At 65.7% G+C, this 18433-nt stretch carries 18 protein-coding genes, 1 tRNA gene and 2 pseudogenes; 10 read left to right on the top strand and 11 right to left on the bottom strand.

The genetic code is table 11. From position 1 onward, the window contains the following. Positions 1-61: 61 nt before the first annotated feature. Positions 62-844 carry an enoyl-ACP reductase FabI gene (gene fabI, locus CAL29_RS26525; protein ID WP_094855891.1) on the bottom strand — a complete coding sequence of 261 codons (783 nt, stop codon included), beginning with the start codon at positions 842-844 and terminating at the stop codon, positions 62-64. Positions 845-1028: 184 nt separating this feature from the next. Here fabI and CAL29_RS26520 point away from each other — a divergent pair, with 184 nt between their 5' ends. Continuing rightward, positions 1029-1631, top strand: a complete 603-nt coding sequence (locus CAL29_RS26520) for a Dabb family protein (protein WP_094855890.1) — start codon at positions 1029-1031, stop codon at positions 1629-1631. On the opposite strand, the gene CAL29_RS31745 is transcribed toward CAL29_RS26520, so the two are convergent. The 4 genes and pseudogenes from CAL29_RS31745 to CAL29_RS31905 form a co-directional block, all read right to left on the bottom strand. Next, a complete protein-coding gene (locus CAL29_RS31745; RefSeq protein WP_179284195.1) occupies positions 1598-1759 on the bottom strand; it encodes a hypothetical protein in 162 nt (53 codons plus the stop codon). The genes CAL29_RS26520 and CAL29_RS31745 overlap by 34 nt on opposite strands. Then, positions 1759-2595: an ABC transporter substrate-binding protein gene (locus CAL29_RS26515; RefSeq protein WP_094855889.1), complete on the bottom strand. Its 837-nt coding sequence runs from the start codon at positions 2593-2595 to the stop codon at positions 1759-1761. Before CAL29_RS26515 ends, CAL29_RS31745 begins: the two co-directional genes overlap by 1 nt. 48 nt (positions 2596-2643) lie before the next feature. Further along, positions 2644-3408, bottom strand: coding sequence for an amino acid ABC transporter ATP-binding protein (locus tag CAL29_RS26510; protein ID WP_094855888.1), 765 nt, complete (start codon positions 3406-3408; stop codon positions 2644-2646). A gap of 3 nt (positions 3409-3411) precedes the next feature. Further along, positions 3412-3654: pseudogene (locus CAL29_RS31905) on the bottom strand (amino acid ABC transporter permease); the annotation flags it as partial. Positions 3655-3748: 94 nt separating this feature from the next. Between CAL29_RS31905 and CAL29_RS26505 the strand changes: the two are divergent. Continuing rightward, positions 3749-4201, top strand: a pseudogene (locus CAL29_RS26505) (substrate-binding domain-containing protein); the annotation flags it as partial. 48 nt (positions 4202-4249) lie between these two features. On the opposite strand, the gene CAL29_RS26500 reads toward CAL29_RS26505, so the two are convergent. The 3 genes from CAL29_RS26500 to gloB all read right to left on the bottom strand — a co-directional run bounded on the left by CAL29_RS26500 (position 4250) and on the right by gloB (position 7492). Next, the gene (locus tag CAL29_RS26500; protein WP_094855887.1) at positions 4250-5011 is read right to left on the bottom strand and encodes a carbonic anhydrase; all 762 of its coding nucleotides are present in this window, start codon (positions 5009-5011) and stop codon (positions 4250-4252) included. Between the two features lie 223 nt (positions 5012-5234). Beyond that, positions 5235-6647, bottom strand: a complete 1413-nt coding sequence (locus tag CAL29_RS26495) for a transglycosylase SLT domain-containing protein (protein ID WP_094855886.1) — start codon at positions 6645-6647, stop codon at positions 5235-5237. Between the two features lie 8 nt (positions 6648-6655). Beyond that, entirely contained in the window at positions 6656-7492 is an 837-nt protein-coding gene (gene gloB, locus CAL29_RS26490; RefSeq protein WP_094855885.1) for a hydroxyacylglutathione hydrolase, read from the bottom strand. 19 nt (positions 7493-7511) lie between these two features. Between gloB and CAL29_RS26485 the strand changes: the two genes are divergently transcribed. From CAL29_RS26485 to araD, 6 genes are all read left to right on the top strand, one after another. Then, positions 7512-8276: a class I SAM-dependent methyltransferase gene (locus CAL29_RS26485; RefSeq protein WP_094855884.1), complete on the top strand. Its 765-nt coding sequence runs from the start codon at positions 7512-7514 to the stop codon at positions 8274-8276. Between the two features lie 64 nt (positions 8277-8340). Further along, positions 8341-8826 (top strand): ribonuclease HI, encoded by a 486-nt coding sequence (gene rnhA / locus CAL29_RS26480; RefSeq protein ID WP_094855883.1) that lies wholly within the window; start codon positions 8341-8343, stop codon positions 8824-8826. Positions 8827-8901: 75 nt separating this feature from the next. After that, positions 8902-9639, top strand: a complete 738-nt coding sequence (gene dnaQ / locus CAL29_RS26475) for a DNA polymerase III subunit epsilon (RefSeq protein ID WP_094855882.1) — start codon at positions 8902-8904, stop codon at positions 9637-9639. A gap of 101 nt (positions 9640-9740) precedes the next feature. Beyond that, a tRNA-Val gene (locus CAL29_RS26470) sits at positions 9741-9815 on the top strand. A 348-nt stretch (positions 9816-10163) separates the two neighbouring features. After that, a complete protein-coding gene (locus CAL29_RS26465) occupies positions 10164-11249 on the top strand; it encodes a mannonate dehydratase (RefSeq protein WP_094855881.1) in 1086 nt (361 codons plus the stop codon). Between the two features lie 43 nt (positions 11250-11292). Next, complete coding sequence (araD, locus tag CAL29_RS26460) at positions 11293-13026, top strand: L-arabinonate dehydratase (protein ID WP_094855880.1); 1734 nt, start codon at positions 11293-11295, stop codon at positions 13024-13026. 55 nt (positions 13027-13081) lie between these two features. Here the strand turns inward: araD and CAL29_RS26455 are convergent, their stop codons facing one another. After that, positions 13082-14086, bottom strand: a complete 1005-nt coding sequence (locus CAL29_RS26455; RefSeq protein WP_179284194.1) for a LacI family DNA-binding transcriptional regulator — start codon at positions 14084-14086, stop codon at positions 13082-13084. Positions 14087-14286: 200 nt separating this feature from the next. Between CAL29_RS26455 and CAL29_RS26450 the strand changes: the two genes are divergently transcribed. Together CAL29_RS26450 and CAL29_RS26445 are read left to right on the top strand one after the other, a co-directional pair. Beyond that, positions 14287-15267, top strand: a complete 981-nt coding sequence (locus tag CAL29_RS26450) for a Bug family tripartite tricarboxylate transporter substrate binding protein (RefSeq protein WP_094855878.1) — start codon at positions 14287-14289, stop codon at positions 15265-15267. Between the two features lie 37 nt (positions 15268-15304). After that, the gene (locus CAL29_RS26445) at positions 15305-16501 is read left to right on the top strand and encodes an L-talarate/galactarate dehydratase (protein WP_094855877.1); all 1197 of its coding nucleotides are present in this window, start codon (positions 15305-15307) and stop codon (positions 16499-16501) included. A 138-nt stretch (positions 16502-16639) separates the two neighbouring features. On the opposite strand, the gene CAL29_RS26440 is transcribed toward CAL29_RS26445, so the two are convergent. Then, positions 16640-17431: a hydroxypyruvate isomerase family protein gene (locus CAL29_RS26440; protein ID WP_094855876.1), complete on the bottom strand. Its 792-nt coding sequence runs from the start codon at positions 17429-17431 to the stop codon at positions 16640-16642. A 16-nt stretch (positions 17432-17447) separates the two neighbouring features. Then, positions 17448-18407: a Bug family tripartite tricarboxylate transporter substrate binding protein gene (locus tag CAL29_RS26435; RefSeq protein ID WP_094855875.1), complete on the bottom strand. Its 960-nt coding sequence runs from the start codon at positions 18405-18407 to the stop codon at positions 17448-17450. Between the last annotated feature and the right edge of the window lie 26 nt (positions 18408-18433).

The raw sequence follows: 18433 nt of genomic DNA, 5'->3' as shown, positions 1-18433 counted from the left end.
ACAAGGGCCGCATGACGCGGCCCTTGTTCTCATTCGCATCGCGGGTGGCCCCGCTCGCGGCTTATTCCATGCCCGGCACGATCGTGGAGAAGCCCGCGTCGACGTGGGTGATCTCGCCCGTCACGCCGTTGGCGAGGTCCGACAGCATGAAGGCGGCGACGTTGCCGACGTCGTCGATGCTGACGTTGCGGCGCAGCGGCGCATTGGCCTCGACGAACTTCAGGATCGAGGAGAAATCCTTGATGCCGCTGGCGGCCAGGGTCTTGATGGGGCCGGCGGAAATGCCGTTGGCGCGGATGCCCAGCGGGCCCAGCGACGTCGCCAGGTAGCGCACGCTGGCTTCAAGCGAAGCCTTGGCCAGGCCCATGGTGTTGTAGTTCGGAACCACGCGCTCGGCGCCCAGGTAGGTCAGCGTCAGCACCGAGCCGTTGCGGTCCTTCATCAGCGGCAGCGCGGCCTTGGCCATGGCGGCGAAGCTATAGGCGGAGATGTCGTGGGCGATGCGGAAGCCCTCGCGCGACAGGCCTTCCAGGAAGTCGCCGGCGATCGCCTCGCGCGGCGCGAAGCCGATGGAGTGCACCAGGCCGTCCAGGCCGTCCCAATGCTGCGCCAGGTTCTCGAAGGTCGAGGCGATCTGCGCGTCTTCGGCCACGTCGCATTCCAGCACGATCTTGCTGCCGAATTCGGCGGCGAACTCGCTCACGCGGTCCTTGAAGCGCTCGCCGACATAGGTGAAGGCCAGTTCGGCGCCTTCGCGATGGCAGGCCCGCGCGATGCCGTAGGCGATCGAACGGTTGGAGAGGACGCCCGTGATGAGAATGCGTTTACCGGCGAGAAAACCCATGATTGGTCCTTGATGACGGATCTGGAAAACCGCCATTTTAGGATATGTCCGGCGGCCCGTCGGCGGCGGCGGGGATGGGGCAGGGCGTTGTCGGTCCGGCGCGCGGGATATATCTGATGGCCGGCGCGCCGCATGGATCGGTATAACGGCGGGCGACCGGTCCGGTCATCCTGGAGCTTCCCCCATGTACGATATGAGACGCCTCTTGCTGAAAGGGGGCGCCGGTTCCCTCGCTTCCCTGTTCGGACGCCTGCCCCTGACTGCGCTGCCTGCGGCCACGATCACGGCGGCCGCCGCTTCCTGCACGTCCCCCCCGTCGCGGCCGCCCGACGCCGTTTTCACCGGCGAGGCCTATCAACCCGGCCTGCTGCTGCACATCGTGCTCTTCAAGTACAAGCCCGAGGTCCCGGCGCGGCAGAAACGGGAGGCGCAGCGCCGCTTCCTGGCGCTGCGCGAGTCGCCGCGCCGGGACTCGGGCTCGCCCTATATCCTCTCCATCACCTCCGGCCGCCAGAACAGCCTGGAAGGCGCCAGCCAGGGCTACGAGCAAGGCTTCGTCGTGACCTTCAAATCCGGCGGCGACCGCAATTACTACGTCGGCAAGCCCATCGTGCGCGATCCGGGCTGCTTCGACCCGCGGCACGAGGAATTCAAGGCTTTCGTGGGGCCGCTGCTGGCGGAGCAGGGCGGCGCGCTGGTGTTCGACTACTTCGTCGAGGCGCAGGCGGAGATGTCCGGCGGCTTCCCCGAGGTCTATCTCGCGCGGAATGGGCGGGATGGCGGGTGACGGCCCCGGACGTTGGTGCCCGGCACGCGCAGCGTGCTGCCCAGGAAATGCGCGAGCAGGCGATAAAGCGCGGCCAATTCGCAGCGCACCTCCCACTCCGCGGCGCTGACATCGAGCAGATTGTCCATCACTTCCCCTGGTTCAGCCCGGGCCGCGCCGCGGTTGCCTGGAGCTTGTACTTGGCGAGTATCCTGTCGTAGGTCCCGTCGGCCTGCAGGGCTTCGAGCGCCCGCAGCACGGCGTCGCGCAGTTGCGGCTCGCGCTTTGAAACCGGGATGCCGATAGGCTGGTTGGCGATGGGCTGGCCGATCATCGCGTAGGTGCGGGGCTCCAGTTCCTGGAAATAGGGCATGGTTTCGTACCCCTGGACGGCCGCGTCGATACGGCCGCTCTTCAACTGGGTGCGGGCGTCGACCGAGCCCTCGGTGCCCCTCACCACGATGGGCGGTTTGCCGTTCGCGACGCAATTGGCCGTGCTCCATCCGGCGATCAGGCCGGGCCAGTTGGTGCTGCGGCTGGCGCCCACCCTCGCGCCGCAGAGCGAGGGCAGGTCGGGGTATTTGGCCGCATTGGCCTGCACGGTGAAGAATTGCGGGCCGCTTTGCATATAGTCGACGAAATCGACCGTCTTCTGGCGTTCGGGGGTATCGACGATGCCTATCATCGCCAGGTCGACCCGGCCGGTGGCCAGCGAGCTGAAAGCCTGGACGAAGGACGTTTCCTGCCATTCGACGGCCAGGCCGAGCTGCTTGGCGATGGCCGTGCCCAGTTCGATGTCCAGGCCCGTGTATTTGCCGGTGGCCAGGTCTTTATAGGCGATGGGCGGATAGTTGGGCTGGGTGGCGATGACGAGCTTGCCGGCCTGCTCGATGCGGGCGGGCAGGCCCGCGGACGAGACGGCCGGGGCGGCCGACGGCGCGGCGCAGGCCAGGACGACGGGCAGGGCGGCGATCAGGGCTTTCATGACGGATTCTCCTTGCGATGTTTTTATGTGAGGGCACGGGCCTGCGTGCTAGGCCAGTACCGCGTTGATGAATTCCTGGGTGCGGGGATGGCTCGGGTGGCCCAGCACCTGGGCGGGCGTGCCCGCTTCGACCAGGGCGCCGCGATCCATGAAGACCACGCGGTTTGCCACCTCGCGCGCGAAGCCCAGTTCGTGGGTGACGACGATCATGGTCATGCCGCTTCCCGCGAGGTCGCGCATCACGTTGAGCACTTCGCCCACCAATTCGGGGTCCAGCGCCGACGTGGGCTCGTCGAACAGCATCAGCTTGGGCTTCATGGCCAGCGCGCGGGCGATCGCCACGCGCTGCTGCTGGCCGCCGGAGAGCTCCGTGGGGTAGTTGCCATGCTTGTCGGCCAGGCCGACGCGGGCCAGCAGGGCCATGGCTTCCTCGCGCACTTCGGCGCGCGGGCGGCGCTGTACGACGACGGGGCCTTCCATGACATTCTGCAAGGCCGTCTGGTGGCCGAACAGATTGAAGCGCTGGAACACCATGCCGCTGGCCAGGCGCTGGCGCGAGATTTCCGCGTCGCTCATTTCCCGCACCGTATCGCCGTGGCGCCGGTAGCCGGCGAGTTCGCCGGCGATCCAGATGGCGCCGCCATCGATGCGCTCGAGCTGGTTGAGGCAGCGCAGGAACGTGCTTTTGCCCGATCCCGAGGGGCCGATGAGACAGACGACTTCGCCGGCGGTCACTTGCAAGCTGATGCCCTTCAGGGCGTGGAAAGCGCCATAGTATTTCTGCACGTCTTGTGCGAGGACCATGTCGGCCATGATTCAGGCCTCCTGCAGGGTTTCTGCATTGGCAGGGCGCGCGCGCCGCCCCTGGCTGCGGGCCAGGGCCTTTTCGAGGAAATGCTGGCCGATGGAAAACACCGACACCACCGCCAGGTACCAGACCGTGGACACCAACAGCAGTTCAATGATCTCGTTGCCGACGGGCGGGACGATGACGCGCAGGGCCTGCGGCAGCACGATACGGCGCAGGGTGGTGAGCCTGGTCATGCCGATGGCGCGTGACGTCGACCTGCAGCGTCCGGATCATTCCAGCCATGGCCGGCAGCACCTTGTGCAGCGTGTCCACGGCCTCGAAGGCGGTGTACTTGTCCTCGATCAGGTCGCGGTCGGGTATTTCTGGCACCGCGTGCCGACGCTCGAATACACGCCGCTATTCATCGAGCGGCAGATCGCCTGCTGCGGGCGCGGGCATCCGCTTTACGAGCGGGCGGGGCGGCTCGATCCCGCCGAAGTCGTGGATCACGAATGGGTCTGGCGCACCTACCCGACGCCCGAGGCCCAGCACTCGACCACGCCGAGCAAGGTGACCGCCCAGGCCGACAACATGGAGGCCGTTTCGCTCCTGATCTTGTCCGGCCACCATCTGGGTTATCTGCCGCAGCAGTTCGCGGCATCGTACATCCGGCGCGGATTGCTGGCGCCGCTCAATACCAAAATGCTCAGCTACGAGGTGACCTTCCACGTCGTCACGCGCAAGCGCAGCCAGCGCGGCCCTATCGTGCAGGCCTTCATCGAGGACCTGAAGCGCGCGCATTTGCATCTGCAATAGGCGATGCATGCGCACCGGGCCACCGCGCCGCTTTGCCGCCCGGGGCCGCTACAGCAATTCCACCTTTCCGGTTTCCACGTCATAGATCGCCGCGCGGACCTTCAGTTCTCCCGTCCTGATCCGGTGGGAAATCACGGGCGACGATGCGCTCAGCACCTTGGCCTGCTCGATGGCGTTCTGCATGACCACGGCCCGGTATTCCGGCGTGGGGCTGTTGACGAGGGCCGGGCGCATGTAGGGATACAAGGCCGTGACCTGCCCGGGCACGTCCTTGTTGGCGATGGCCGCCTTAACGGCGCCGCATTGGCTATGGCCCAGCACCATCAGCGCCCTGACCTTCAAGGCCTCCACCGCATATTCGAGGCTGGCGATGACCGGCGAGGCGGCGACATTGCCCGCCACGCGGACGGTGAAGATGCGCCCGATGGACTGGTCGAAAATCAATTCGACCGGGACGCGCGAATCGGAGCAGGCCAATATCGCGGCGAACGGGGACTGGCTTTCGCTGGTATGCGTGCGCAGCACCTCGTAGTCCTGTTGGAACGAGGTGAGCTCGAGCTTGAGATAGCGGGCATTGCCGGCCATCAGCTTCGCCAGCGCTTCATCCGGCGTGCCGGCGGGCAGCGGCGCCGGCATGGCGTTCGCATGGACTTGCGCGTGCATCGCACCCAGCCCCAGCCCGCCCGCGGCGCTGACGGCCAGGGACAGGCCCACGAAACGGCGGCGGGCGGGCCGGGCGGGCTCGGCATGCGCAACGTGCTGCGTGGTGTCGCAGCCGCAGAGGAAGGAATGTTTGTGCGAGGTGGGCATGGCATGGGGCTCCTGTCGAAATGGCCCGCGCAGTATCCGGAATCGCCGCGATCCCGCGAATCAGATTTGTCGCTGTCGCGCGCATCGGACATGCGAAATACCTGATGGATTTCCTCGCCGCGCCCGCCGGCCGCATGGCCGGGGGGCGGCCCGCAATGCACACGGCCCGATCCGCCGTAGGCGGATCGGGCCGTGTTGCCCTGGAAAAGCGCCGGACGCGGCGTCAGCCCCGGACGTTGGTGCCCGGCACGCGCAGCGTGCTGCCCACCTTCAGGTTGTTGCCGCGCAGATTGTTCAGCGCCCGCAAGGCGTCCACCGACGTGCCGTACTGGCGCGCCAGCGAGAACAGCGTATCGCCGTTGCGCACCTTGTGCTGGCGGACGTTGGGCTTGACGGCATTGGGCTTGACCGAGGCCAGGCGGCCCTGCCGTTGCGCCACCGCCGGCTTGAACTCGGCGCGTTCGGCGCCGCTCGACATATCGAGGGAAGCCACCTGCACGCCGCCGGTATTGCCCGGCACCAGCAGGTTCTGCGCCACGGCGGCCTTCTGCCGGTGGGGGATCTCGTTGACCTGGCGCAGCGTCGATTCGGACACGCCGAAGCGCTTGGCGATGGAGGCATACGACTCGCCGCGGCGCGCGCTGTAGACCTTCCAGCTCGACAACTGGCCCTTGTAGGCGTCGATGTTGGCGTTGAAGATGGCCACGCGGTCGGCCGGCAGGATCAGCGTCGGCGCGTGCTCGCCGCGAATCAGCGGGCGGTTGAAGGAGGGATTCAGGGCCTTGAACTCGTCCAGCGGCATTTCGGCCAAGCGGGCGGCGACCTCCACGTCCATGTCCTGGTTCTTCTGCACCGTGGCGAAATAGGGCTGGTTGCTCACCGGCGGCAGCACCACCGCGTATTTCGCCGGGTCGGCGATGATGTTCTTGATGGCCTGCAGCTTGGGCACGTAGTTGCGGGTCTCTTCGGGCAACTGCAGCGACAGGTAGTCGGTCGGCAGGCCCGCGGCCGCGTTCTTGGCCATGGCGCGCTGCACCGAGCCCTCGCCCCAGTTGTACGAGGCCAGCGCCAGGTACCAGTCGCCCTGCATCTCGAACAGCGACTCCAGGTAGTCGAGCGCCGCGTTGGTCGACGCGATGGGGTCGCGCCGTTCGTCGCGCCACCAGTCCTGCTTCAGGTTGAAATGCTGGCCGGTCGCGGGCACGAACTGCCACAGGCCCGAGGCTTGCGAGCGCGATAGCGCGGTCGGGTTGTAGGCGCTTTCGACGAAGGGCAGCAGCGCCAGCTCGGTGGGCAGGCCGCGTTCGTTGATTTCCTCGGTGACGTAATAGAGATACTTGCCGGCGCGCTCGGCCATGCGCTGCATGGCTTCAGGATGGGAGGCGTAATACTCGGTCCATTGCTCCGTCAGCGGCGTATTCAGATTCGGGATGGCGAAGCCGCGGCGGATGCGGTCCCACACGTCGCGGGGAGGGTGGGTCAGGTCGACGGTGCGCGAAGTCACCGCGGCGACATAACGATTGGGATATCCGGGCTGCTTGGAATCGGCGTCAGAGAAATTCTGTTTCGGCGCTGTTCCCGCGCATCCTGCCAGCAAGGCCACCAGCAAGGGAACAATCAGTCGGAGCAATTTCATCAGTCAGATCACTTGAAGTTATTCTTCCATTCCCGAAGTACGGCAAATACTTCGACCGGCGAGGTTAGTGAACGCCCAGCCTGAACTGCGGCAGCCTTGGCAACGTCAACTTGCTGCGTGCGCAGGAAAGGATTGGTGTCCCGCTCCTGGCCTATCGAGGAGGGCAGGGTGGGAAGACCTTGTTCGCGCAGTTGCCGGGCCCGCTGATACCACTGTTGCAGGGTGCGGTTGGCGGGTTCTACTGCCAGTGCCCAGCGCAAGTTGCCAAGAGTGTACTCGTGAGCGCAGAAAACTTGTGTTTCAGGCGGTAATGTTACTAATTTTTCCAGGGATGCGTACATTTGCGCCGGGGTTCCCTCGAACAGGCGCCCACAGCCGCCCGCGAACAGGGTGTCGCCACAGAACAGGGCCTGGGCGCTGCCCGCCGCCCGACCCCAGTAGGCGATGTGGCCGGCGGTGTGGCCTGGGACGTCGAGCACGCCCAGGTCCAGGTCCAGTTCCGGCAGCCGGACCCGGTCGCCTTCCTGTAGCGGAAAGTCGCAGTGCGGCAAGGTTTCGAGGGCGGGACCGTACACGGGCGCCCCGGTTGCACGCGACAATTCCAGGACGCCGCCCACATGGTCGGCGTGATGATGCGTGAGTAGAATGGCGCGCAGTTGCAGGGGCGCGCCGGCCTCGCGCTGTTTTTCCAGCGCGGCGAAAACGGGGGCGGCGTCGCCCGGGTCCACCACGGCGGCGAGGCCCTGGTTGCGCAGCAGCCAGATGTAGTTGTCGGAGAATGCCGGCACCGGCAGGATGGCGGGACCCTGGGCACCGACGCCAGCGGGGGCGTGGGTAGCTTGCATGATCTAAGGAATCCAAAGCGTGGCAGAAGAAATTGCGCCGATTGTAGAACTGGCCGAGTGGTTCGAAACACCACCGGGCCAGTACGCGCTGCGCTGGGAGCAGGCTCAGTTCGATGCGGTGGTGGCCGACGTCTTCGGCTACAACGCCTTGCAGGTGGGGCTGGCCGAGCTGGATCTGCTGCGCGCCAACCGCATGCCCTTCAAGGCCTACGTGGGCGAGGTGATGCCCGAGCCCGAGGTGGCGGCGCGCTGGCAGGCCTGCACGGTGGCCGATCCGCATGCGCTGCCGTTCGAGTCCGGCAGCATCGACCTGCTGATCCTGCCCCATGCCTTCGAGTGCACCGAGGCGCCGCACGAGGTGCTGCGCGAGGTGGAGCGGGTTCTGATGCCCGAGGGGCGGGTGGTGATCTCGGGCTTCAATCCCTGGAGCCTGTGGGGCGCGCGCAATCGCATGCCCGGCATGGAGCCGTGGCTGCCGCACGCGCCGTCGGCCCAGGTCTCGCTGGCGCGGGTGAAGGACTGGCTCAAGCTGCTGTCCTTCGAGGTCGATCGCGGGCGCTTCGGCTGCTATGCGCCGGCCTGCCGCACCGACGTCTGGCTGGACCGCTGGAAATTCATGGAGTCGGCGGGCGACCGCTGGTGGGCCGTCTGCGGGGCCGTCTACGTCGTGTCGGCCATCAAGCGGGTGGCCAGCATGCGCCTGATCGGTCCGGCCTGGAAGCGCAAGCGCAAGGCGCCCGCGGCGGCGTCGGTGGTGGCGAATCACCGCGTCGGCGATCTTTGATGGCGGGTTGTCGCCGCGTATCATGCGCGGCTATCTTTTCTCGAACTGACTGGAATACATCGTTTTGGCTACTGACGACGCTCACCCCAAAGTGGAAATCTGGACCGACGGCGCCTGCAAGGGCAATCCCGGACCCGGCGGGTGGGGCGTGCTGCTGCGCGCGGGCACGCATGAAAAAACCATGCACGGCGGCGAGATGTCCACCACCAACAACCGCATGGAATTGATGGCCGTCATCGAGGGCCTGGGCGTGCTCAACAAGGCCTGCAACGTCACCATCCATACCGACTCGCAGTACGTGATGAAGGGCATGACGGAATGGCTGGCCAACTGGAAGCGGCGCGGCTGGGTCACCGCCGAGAAAAAGCCCGTGAAGAACGCCGACCTGTGGCGCCTGCTGGACGAGCAGGTGCAGCGCCATGAGGTGACCTGGCGCTGGGTGCGCGGGCACGCGGGGGATCCGGGCAACGAAATGGCGGACCTGCTGGCCAATCGCGGCGTGGACGAGGCCCGGCGCAAGGACCTGACGCGGCATTCCGACGCGCATTGAGCGGGCGCCGCGCCGCCGGCGCGGGCCTGGCGTAAACTGTCGCCTTGCCGTTTTTCCGCCGACCTCATTGCACCCATGCGCCAGATCATTTTCGATACTGAAACCACCGGACTGGATCCCGCCCAGGGCCATCGCATCGTCGAAATCGGTTGTGTCGAAATCCTCAACCGCACGGTCACGGGCCGCAACATGCACGTGTACCTGAACCCGGACCGCGACAGCGATCCCGAGGCGCTGGCGGTGCACGGCCTGACCACGGAGTTCCTGTCGGACAAGCCGCGCTTCGCGGAAATCGCCGATGAATTGATGGAATTCATGCGGGGCGCCGAGATCATCATTCACAACGCGGCGTTCGACACCAAGTTCGTCAATGCGGAAATGGCCCGCCTGGGCAAGCCCGCCATGGCGGAGTATTGCGCCAAGATCACCGACTCGCTGATGGAGGCGCGCCAGCGCCGTCCGGGCAAGCGCAACTCGCTGGATGCGCTGTGCGACTTCTACGGCATCTCCAACGCCCACCGGACCCTGCACGGCGCCTTGCTCGACGCGCAATTGCTGGGCGAAGTCTGGCTGGCGATGACGCGCGGCCAGGACGCCTTGCTGATCGAAGTGGAAGACGACGGCAGCGGGTCCCAGTCGGGCGGCGAGATCCTGCCCCGCTTCGACGCCTCCGGCTTGCCGGTGCTGACCGCGAGCCCCGAGGAAATGGCCGAGCACCAGGAATATCTGCTGGTGCTGGACAAGTCGGCGGGCGGCGCCTGCGTCTGGCGCACCTACGAACCGCTGCCCCCGGCCGCGGAAGCGGCGCCCTGACAGATGTTTCCAGACACGGCGCCACCTGACGATCGTGTCGCGATTTTTCATCGGCGCTTGCAAGCATGTAAAAACCCGTGCTATAGTCGCTGTCTCACTTCGGGCGGTTAGCTCAGTGGTAGAGCACTGCCTTCACACGGCAGGGGTCACTGGTTCGAAACCAGTACCGCCCACCAGGATTCCGAAGAGAAAAAGCCGGCGCACAGCCGGCTTTTTTGCGTCTGGCGGGTCTTCGCGTTTCATGTCCGCGCTGATCCGAACACCGGGGTGCAACGATCGCTCGACGTGTATCTCGACTTGCTGAAGCTGCGCCTGGGGCAAGGCCGGGGAAACCTGCCGCCGTCCGCCTAGTCTCCCGTTCGTTGATGAAGTGTCCCGCCATTTGGGACTGGCCCCTGAAATAAGCAGTCCCGATGCATCCCGCTGCTTGATTCGGCTTAGCCGGCATTCAAGAATGGACACGTGTCCATTTCATGCGCCGCCTGCCTGCCAGGTTGGCTCTACACCGGCAGGCGGGATCTTTCATGTACATCAGCGAGCAACTTCTCAACCCCGATGAGCGCCGTTTGCGCCTTTCCGCGCAGTTGGGGGTAGAGCATGTCGTGCTCGACAACCGGGGGACCGAGCTCGTTTCTGCGCAGGGCGGCGTCAGCGAGTGGGATGCCGGCAAACTGGCCGCCTATCGCAGATGGGTGGAGAGCCATGGGATGAAACTGGACGTCTTCGCATTGGATGTCGGCTCCATCCTGCTGGATTCGCTGGTCGACCTGGAAGGGGCAAGGCGACAGCGCGACACGCTGGCGAGGAATATCCAGCGAGCGGCCGAGGCCGGCATTACCTGCCTGAAATACAACGTGCAGATGGTGGGCATTACTCGCACGGCTCTGAAGCCGGGGCGGGGAGGCGCGCGGAATTCGGGATTCGTCCATGCCGACTATTCACCGGAAGACGACCGCAGGCATTCCTACTGGGGGGTGGGCTACCCCAGCAACCAGGAAGAGGGCGGTTCGGCCTCGGCCATGCTCTGCGGCCAGAAGATGGCGCGCGCGGTGCCTCCCGTCAGCGTGCAGGCGGGATGGGACGCCATCGAATTCCTCGTCGAGGGCCTGGTGACGGCCGCGGACCGGGCCGGCGTGCGCCTGGCCTGCCATCCTCATGACCCGGCCTACCCCGTGGGCGGGCTCAATGGCATCGAGCATGTCGTGGGCTCCGTGGACGGCCTGCGCCGCTTCCTCGCGCTCTCGCCTAGCAGAAACCATGGCCTGAATTTCTGCCAGGGGACGGTCGCCGAGATGTTCGAGCGTCCGGGCAGGCATATGACCGCGGTGATCGAGGAGTTCGCCAGGACAGGCCGCATTTTCATGGTCCATTTCAGGAATATCCGCGGCGGCTATCTGGACTTCGAGGAAGTCTTTCCGGACGAGGGCGACGTCGATATGTACGAGGCCGTCAAAGCCTACCAGCGCGGCGGCTATGCCGGACCGCTGTGTCCAGACCATGTGCCCGTTTCCGATATCGACGCGGGACGCGAACGCTTCATGTCGTTCGCGCTCGGCTATACCCGCGGCCTGCTGCAGGCCGCCGGCGCATGGTCGACGCCCGCGGGCTGACCCGGCGCGCCCGGATCCGCCAACGCACCAGGAGACAACACCGATGACCAGGCTGCTCAAGCTGCGCAGCCAGCGCTGGCTGGCTAACGACGATTTTCGTTCTTTCAATCACCGTAGCCGTTTCATGCAGATGGGTTACGACCGCGGCGATTGGGACGGCAAGCCCATCGTCGCGATCATGAATAGCTGGTCGGAGTTCAACCCCTGCCATATGCATTTCCGCCAGCGGGTCGACGACGTCAAGCGCGGCGTGCTGCAGATGGGGGGATTCCCACTCGAAATGCCGACACTGTCCTTGAACGACGCCATCGTCAAGCCGTCCGCCCTGCTTTATCGCAACATGATGGCGATGGAAGTCGAGGAGATGATCCGCTGCTATCCGGTCGACGCCGTGGTCTTGATGGGCGGTTGCGACAAGACCACGCCCGCCATGCTGCTGGGGGCGATCAGCGCGGATCTGCCGACGATATTCCTGCCGGCCGGTCCCATGTTGCGCGGCAATTCGCAAGGGCAGACGCTGGGATCCGGATCCGACGCGTTCAAGTTCTGGGATGAGCGGCGCGCCGGCAGGATTACCGAGACGCAGTGGGAAGGCATCGTCAGCGGCATCGCGCGGGGACCGGGAACCTGCATGACGATGGGCACGGCCAGCACCATGACCGGCATCGCCGAGGCGCTGGGCATGGCGCTGCCCGGCGCCTCGAGCATACCCGCGGTGGACGCGGGCCATCAGCGCATGTCGACGCAGGCGGGGCGGCGCATCGTGCAAATGGTGCACGATGACCTGCGGCCGTCGGCCATCCTGACCCGCGACGCCTTCCTCAACGCCATCGTCGTCGCCATGGCCATGGGATGCTCCACCAACGCCATCATCCACGTCATCGCATTGGCGCGGCGGGCGGGCCTGAAGGACGTCGGGCTGGATGACTTCGATCGCATCAGCCGCGATGTGCCGGTCATCGCCAACATTCGTCCCAACGGCGATAGCCGGTATTTGATGGAGGACTTCTACTATGCGGGCGGCCTGCCTGCGTTGATGACGCGCCTGACGCGGCATCTGCGCCTGGACGCCATGACGGTAAGCGGCCAGTCGCTGGGTAGGAATATCGAAGATGCCAAGGTCCATGACGACGACGTGATACGCACGCCGGAACGACCCGTCTACCGCGAAGGCTCGCTGGCCGTGCTGCGGGGCAACCTGGCGCCGGGGGGATGCGTCATCAAGCCCGGCGCGATGAGCGAAAAATTCCTGCGCCATCGAGGGCCGGCCATGGTCTTCGACGATTATCCCAGCCTCAAGAAGATGATCGACGATCCGGAGGCCGACGTCACCGAAGACCACGTCATCATCCTGCGCAACGCGGGCCCGAAGGGCGGCCCCGGCATGCCGGAATGGGGCATGATTCCCTTGCCCCTGAAACTGGTGCGGCAGGGTGTGCGCGACATGCTGCGCATCAGCGATGCGCGCATGAGCGGCACCAGCTATGGCGCCTGCGTGCTGCACGTGGCGCCCGAGGCCTATGTGGGCGGTACGCTGGCCTTGGCGCGGACCGGCGACATGGTGGCGGTGGACGTGCCCTCGCGCACGATACATCTCGACGTCGATGAGTCGGAGCTGGCGCGTCGGCGGGCGCGATGGTCGCCGCCGCCGGCGCGTTACGCGCGCGGCTACGGCAGGATGTTCATCGAACATATCCTGCAGGCCGACGACGGTTGCGATATGGATTTCCTGTTGACCCAGGCCGGCGAAAGCGCCGGCGAGCCGGATATTTTCTGATGGCGGCCATGCGCCGCGCGGTGGGCCTGGACTCTCCGGCCGGCGCCGCCTCGATTCACGCGCTCTCGCGGACGATGAGCGAGAATCCCAAATCGTGGATACGCTTGTCATCGGGCACCGCGCCGCGCAGCCGCTGCGCGAGCAGTTCGCCGACGCGTACGCCCAGGGCGCGCGAGTCGATACGCACCGTCGTCAGCGCGGGCACGCTGGCCGCGGCCACCGGCAAGTCCGAGAACCCCACCACGGCCATGCGCGCCGGCACAGGCCAGCCCTCGCGCCGGGCGGCGAGCAGCGCGCCCAATGCCAGCGTGTCGTTGCTGCAAAAGACGCCATCCAGTCGCGGCTGGCGCGACATCAGGAGGGCGGCGCCGCGCGCGCCGTCATCGATGCTGGACGGCGGGGCGACGCGATGAACGGCGACATCCTTGCCCGACAGCGCCAGTGCCGTTTCCCGGAAACCTTGCAGGCGCTGGTTCGAGCGGTCCTCGTCGGCGCCGATGAAACCCAGGTTGCGGCAACCCCGGGCAACGAGATGGCGCGCCACCGCCGCGCCCGCGTCCGTGTTGGAAAAGCCGACCACCGTGTCTATCGGCGTATCGGTCAGGTCCCAGCATTCGATAACCGGAATGCCGGCGCGCGCGAGCATCGTCTCGATGGCGGAACCATGGCGTGTGCCCGTCAGCACGATGGCATCCACGCGGCGGCCGATGAATGCGCTTACCAATCGCCGCGCTTCTTCTTCGTCGTAGCGGGTCTGGCCCAGCAGCAATTGATATCCGGCGTTCGAGAGCGTGGCGGCCAAACCGTCCATGGTGTCGGCGAACCACGAGTTGGACAACGTCGGAACCAGGGCGCCCACGATATTGGAGCGCCGCGATGCCAATGTGCCCGCATTCAGGTTGGGCACGAAGCCCAGCCTGGCGATGGCGGCTTCGACCGCCGCGCGGGTTTTCGGCGCCACGGTGGCGGGCGCGCTTATGACGCGGGAGACGGTCACCCGGGCCACGCCCGCGGCGCGGGCGACGTCCGCCATTTGCACACGGGCGGGCGGGTTCTTCATGTGTTGCTCCGATCTGCGTTGGCGACTGTCGTGCATCGGCCAGGAATGGGTGGCGTCGAATTCCAAATCGTGGGACTGGTGGGCGGGTTTCCCGTGGTCCCGCGTTGCCAAATCCCGCCTGTTATCGACAATGGAAATGCTTCCCGCATTCTACGCGGAACACCTACAAAACAAGCGGTTTCGGCCGCGGAGGAGACAACATGAAACGACGATACCGACTACTCGCGTTCGGCCTGTGCGCGAGTCTCCTGGGGTTGGCCAACAGCGCCGCGGCACAGGACGATTATCCTTCGCACGCCGTGAAAATCATCGTGCCCTTTCCTGCCGGCGGCACCAGCGACCTGATGGGGCGCTTGATCGCCGAGGTGCTCGGGCGACAATTGAAGCAGCCTTTCGTGGTGGAAAACAAGGGTGGGGCGGGCGGCGCAATCGGGTCCGACCAGGTGGCGCGTTCCGCGCCGGACGGCTACACGTTGCTGTTGTCCGGCATAGGCAGCAACGCCATCATCCACGCGTTCAAGCCGGCGCCGCCTTACGACTCCAACAAGGATTTCGTTCATATCTCGCAGTTGGCGGCGGGGCCTAACGTGCTCGTCGTGAATCCTTCCTTCCCGGCCAAGACCTTCAAGGAGTTCATTGCCTGGGTCAAGGCGCATCCCGGCAAGTTCGACTATGGTCAGGTGAACGCATCGTCGGGACACCTGACGACGGAATATCTGAAGCAGGTGGCCGGACTCGACATGGTGGGCATTCCCTACAAGGGCGGCGCGCCGGCGCTGACGGATGTGCTGTCCGGCCAGATCAACGGCATGTTCACGAACCAGGACGCCGCGCTGCCTCACGTCAAGTCGGGAAACCTGCGCGCCCTGGCCGTTACCAGCGCCGAGCGCAACCCGCTGTACCCGGACGTTCCGACGGTCGCCGAGTCGGGCTATCCGGGATTTACCGCCGTGTCGTGGACAGGGCTGTCGGCGCCCAAGGGAACCCCCGACGCCGTCGTGAAGAAGCTGGAAACGGCAATGGTGCGCGGCTTTGCCGATCCCGCGGCCAAGGCGAAGCTGGAAGCCACCGGTTTCGTCGTGGTGGCGCAAGGTTCCGTGCCCTATACCAAATTCGTCCAATCGGAGATCGCTCGCTGGGAAGACGTGGTGCGAAAGTCGGGTATCCAGCTCGGTAATTGAGCAGATGCCATTATTTTTTTCTCGAGGAAATTTTCAAATGAAAGCCGTCGAATCCAACATCGTGTCCTATGCCAAGGCGGACGCCAATGCGCGCACCGCGGCCGAGAGCGGCGATCGCATCGCGTGGATCAAGGTGTCGCTGATCTATCTGCCCCTGGCCACGCCCGTGAGCGACGCCAAGGTGCTCACCGGACGCCAGAAGCCGTTGACGGAGATCGCCTTCATCTTCGCCGAGATCCGCACGCGGGACGGGCATGAGGGCATCGGCTTCGGCTACTCGAAGCGCGCGGGCGGGCCGGGCATGTACGCGCATGCGAAGGAGATCGCGCCCAACCTGCTGGGCGAGGATCCCAGCGACATCTCGCGCCTGTTCACCAAGCTGCTGTGGGCCGGCGCTTCCATGGGCCGCAGCGGGCTGACCACGCAGGCGATCGCGCCGTTCGACATCGCATTGTGGGATATGAAGGCCAAGCGCGCCGGCCTGCCGCTGGCCAAGCTGCTGGGCGCCCATCGCGATTCCGTGCAGTGCTACAACACCTCGGGCGGCTATCTGCATACGCCGCTGGACCAGGTGCTGAAGAACGTGCAGATCTCGCGCGAAAGCGGCATCGGCGGCATCAAGCTCAAGGTGGGCCAGCCGGACCTGGCCATCGACATCCAGCGGGTGGGCGAAGTGCGCAAGCTGCTGGGCCGCGATTTCCCCTTGATGGTCGACGCGAACCAGCAATGGGACCGGCAGAAGGCGACCCGCGCCTGCCGTGCCTTCGAGGACTTCGACCTCACCTGGATCGAGGAACCGCTCGACGCCTACGATTTCGAGGGCCACGCCCAGCTCGCGCAGCGCTTCGATACCGCCATCGCCACCGGCGAGATGCTGACCAGCGCGGGCGAGCACGCGCAGCTCATCATGGCCGAGGGCAGCGATTTCATCCAGCCGGACGCGCCGCGCGTCGGCGGCATCACGCCCTTCCTCGAAATCATGGCGCTGGGCGCGTTTAAGGGCCGCAAGCTGGCGCCGCACTTCGCCATGGAGATCCACCTGCATCTCGCCGCGGCCTATCCCATCGAGCCCTGGCTGGAGCATTTCGAATGGCTGGGCCCGATGTTCAACGAGCAGATGCAGTTGAAGGACGGCCGCATGTATGTGTCGGACCGCCCGGGCCTGGGCTTCACGTTGAGCGAGCAGGCGATCTCGTGGCGCGCCGATGCCGAAGCGTTCGGCAAGAAGCCCTAGGCAGGACGGGCCGCTGGAACCGATACCGCCTGGCCGGATTCTCCACGAGCACCTCGTGACGCGCGTGCTCGTCGTGAATCCAGGTCGCAGGCAGATGGCGGGGCACGCCTGCGGTCCTTGTCCTTGCGTGGCTGCCCGTCAACGTTGCGGCAACAAGCCCCAGTCGCGCGCCCAGAGCAAGCCGTCCACGGTGCTCCCCTTCGGAACGTATTCACAGCCCACCCACCCCTGGAAGCCGCGCCGCGTCAGCAGGTCCAGCAGATAGGCATAGTTGATTTCACCGACGGTGGGTTCGTGGCGTCCCGGCACGCCGGCCACTTGGATGTAGTCGATATGCGCTTCGTACCGTTCGATCAGCGCCGCCAGATTGCCCTGTTCCATCTGCGTGTGATACAGGTCCAATTGCAGCCGCAGCGAAGGTGAACCGATGTCCTCGATCAAGGCAATCGCGTCTTCCACGCGAGGTAGCGAATAGCGCGGCAGCATCTGCAGGCTCAAGGGTTCGAGCAGCACGACGATGCCGTGCGGCTCGAAGAACCTGACGGCCCGTTCGATGTTGCGGACGAGCAGGCCGCGCACGTCCTGCAAGGCCATGCCTGCCGGCAGGTTGCCGGTGAGCAGGTGAACCCGCTCGCAGCCCAGGCCCTGGGCGTATTCCAGTCCGAGTTCCAGGGACGCTTCGAAATCGCGCTCCCGGCCCGGCAGCGCGGCCAGGCCTTTCTCCGCCGCCGCGGCATTGCCGGGCGGCAGATTGATCACCGACTGCGTCAGGTCATGGGCCCGCAGTTCGCGCGCCATGTCTTCGACGCGCTGGTCATAGGGATACATGGCTTCGACGGCGGCGAAGCCGGCCCGGGCGGCGGCGCCGAAGCGCGCAAGAAACGGCAGTTCGCCGAACAGCAGCGAAATATTGGCGGATAGCTTCAGCACCGGCGCGTTCCGTGTCCTAATTGCTCAACTTGACGTGGGCGGAGTCGGCGATCGATTTCCATTTCTGCAACTCGCTCGCCGTGTAGGCTTGCGCTTCTTCCAGAGACATCTGGTTGATGTCGGCGCCGATCTGCTTGATCTTCTCTTGCGTGTCCTGCTTGGCCAGGCCTTTACGGACGGCGTCGTGCAGCTTCTTCACCGTTTCGGGCGGCGTGCCGGCCGGCGCGATCAAGGCCCACCACGACGTGGTGGAGAAGCTGGGATAACCTTGTTCCGCAACCGTGGGCACGTCGGGCATCTGCGGCCAGCGCTGCTTGGACGTCACGGCCAGCACCTTCAGTTGCTTGCTCTGGATGAAGGACATCGACGACAGGGGCTGGTCGACCATGAAGTCGACGCGGCCGGAGATCAGGTCGGGATAGACGGCGGCGCTGCCCTTGTAGTTGACGCCGGCCATCTTGGTGTTGGACAGGGCTTCCAGCCACTTGGAATTCAGCAGGTGCATCGTGGCGCCCGTGCCGTAGAACACGCCGTCGGGCTTGGCGCGAGCGGCGTCGACCAGGTCCTTGATGGAGTTGTACTTGGAGTTGGCGGGCGCCAGGAAGACGTTGGGGGAAGAGGCCATGACGTCCACGGTCACGAAGTCCTTGCCCGAGTCGTAAGGCACTTGCGTGAAGATGGCCTGGTTGATGGCGTAGACGCTGGTGGTCACGAGCATCAGGGTATTGCCGTCGGGCTTGGCGGCCTTGAGCTGGCGGGCGGCGATGAAGCCTTCGGCGCCGGGCTTGTTCTCCACGACCACCGACGTATCCAGCGCTTCGCCGATGTCCTTGGCGATCACGCGCGCCAGGATGTCGGTGGAGCCGCCGGCCGAGAACGGCACGTACATGGTGATGGGGGTGTTCGCTGCCAGCGCGGGGCTGGCGCAGGCGATCGCAAGCGCCGTCGCGATGACGGCCGGTTTGAAGGTGCGCATCGTGTGTCTCCGGATCGTGTGGATTT

This window comes from Bordetella genomosp. 10, from assembly GCF_002261225.1.
Classification (GTDB): domain Bacteria; phylum Pseudomonadota; class Gammaproteobacteria; order Burkholderiales; family Burkholderiaceae_B; genus Bordetella_C.
This window is presented reverse-complemented; position numbering and strand designations above follow the sequence as displayed.

What these genes read in the sequence shown, in the direction of transcription:
- CAL29_RS26465 (WP_094855881.1), top strand. Translation starts at nt 10,164, where the DNA reads ATGTACATCAGCGAGCAACTTCTCAACCCCGATGAGCGCCGTTTGCGC.
- CAL29_RS26495 (WP_094855886.1), bottom strand. Translation starts at nt 6,647, where the DNA reads ATGAAATTGCTCCGACTGATTGTTCCCTTGCTGGTGGCCTTGCTGGCA.
- dnaQ (WP_094855882.1), top strand. Translation starts at nt 8,902, where the DNA reads ATGCGCCAGATCATTTTCGATACTGAAACCACCGGACTGGATCCCGCC.
- CAL29_RS26455 (WP_179284194.1), bottom strand. Translation starts at nt 14,086, where the DNA reads ATGAAGAACCCGCCCGCCCGTGTGCAAATGGCGGACGTCGCCCGCGCC.
- fabI (WP_094855891.1), bottom strand. Translation starts at nt 844, where the DNA reads ATGGGTTTTCTCGCCGGTAAACGCATTCTCATCACGGGCGTCCTCTCC.
- CAL29_RS26500 (WP_094855887.1), bottom strand. Translation starts at nt 5,011, where the DNA reads ATGCCCACCTCGCACAAACATTCCTTCCTCTGCGGCTGCGACACCACG.
- CAL29_RS26445 (WP_094855877.1), top strand. Translation starts at nt 15,305, where the DNA reads ATGAAAGCCGTCGAATCCAACATCGTGTCCTATGCCAAGGCGGACGCC.
- CAL29_RS26435 (WP_094855875.1), bottom strand. Translation starts at nt 18,407, where the DNA reads ATGCGCACCTTCAAACCGGCCGTCATCGCGACGGCGCTTGCGATCGCC.
- CAL29_RS26520 (WP_094855890.1), top strand. Translation starts at nt 1,029, where the DNA reads ATGTACGATATGAGACGCCTCTTGCTGAAAGGGGGCGCCGGTTCCCTC.
- CAL29_RS26515 (WP_094855889.1), bottom strand. Translation starts at nt 2,595, where the DNA reads ATGAAAGCCCTGATCGCCGCCCTGCCCGTCGTCCTGGCCTGCGCCGCG.
- araD (WP_094855880.1), top strand. Translation starts at nt 11,293, where the DNA reads ATGACCAGGCTGCTCAAGCTGCGCAGCCAGCGCTGGCTGGCTAACGAC.
- CAL29_RS31745 (WP_179284195.1), bottom strand. Translation starts at nt 1,759, where the DNA reads ATGGACAATCTGCTCGATGTCAGCGCCGCGGAGTGGGAGGTGCGCTGC.
- CAL29_RS26450 (WP_094855878.1), top strand. Translation starts at nt 14,287, where the DNA reads ATGAAACGACGATACCGACTACTCGCGTTCGGCCTGTGCGCGAGTCTC.
- gloB (WP_094855885.1), bottom strand. Translation starts at nt 7,492, where the DNA reads ATGCAAGCTACCCACGCCCCCGCTGGCGTCGGTGCCCAGGGTCCCGCC.
- CAL29_RS26510 (WP_094855888.1), bottom strand. Translation starts at nt 3,408, where the DNA reads ATGGCCGACATGGTCCTCGCACAAGACGTGCAGAAATACTATGGCGCT.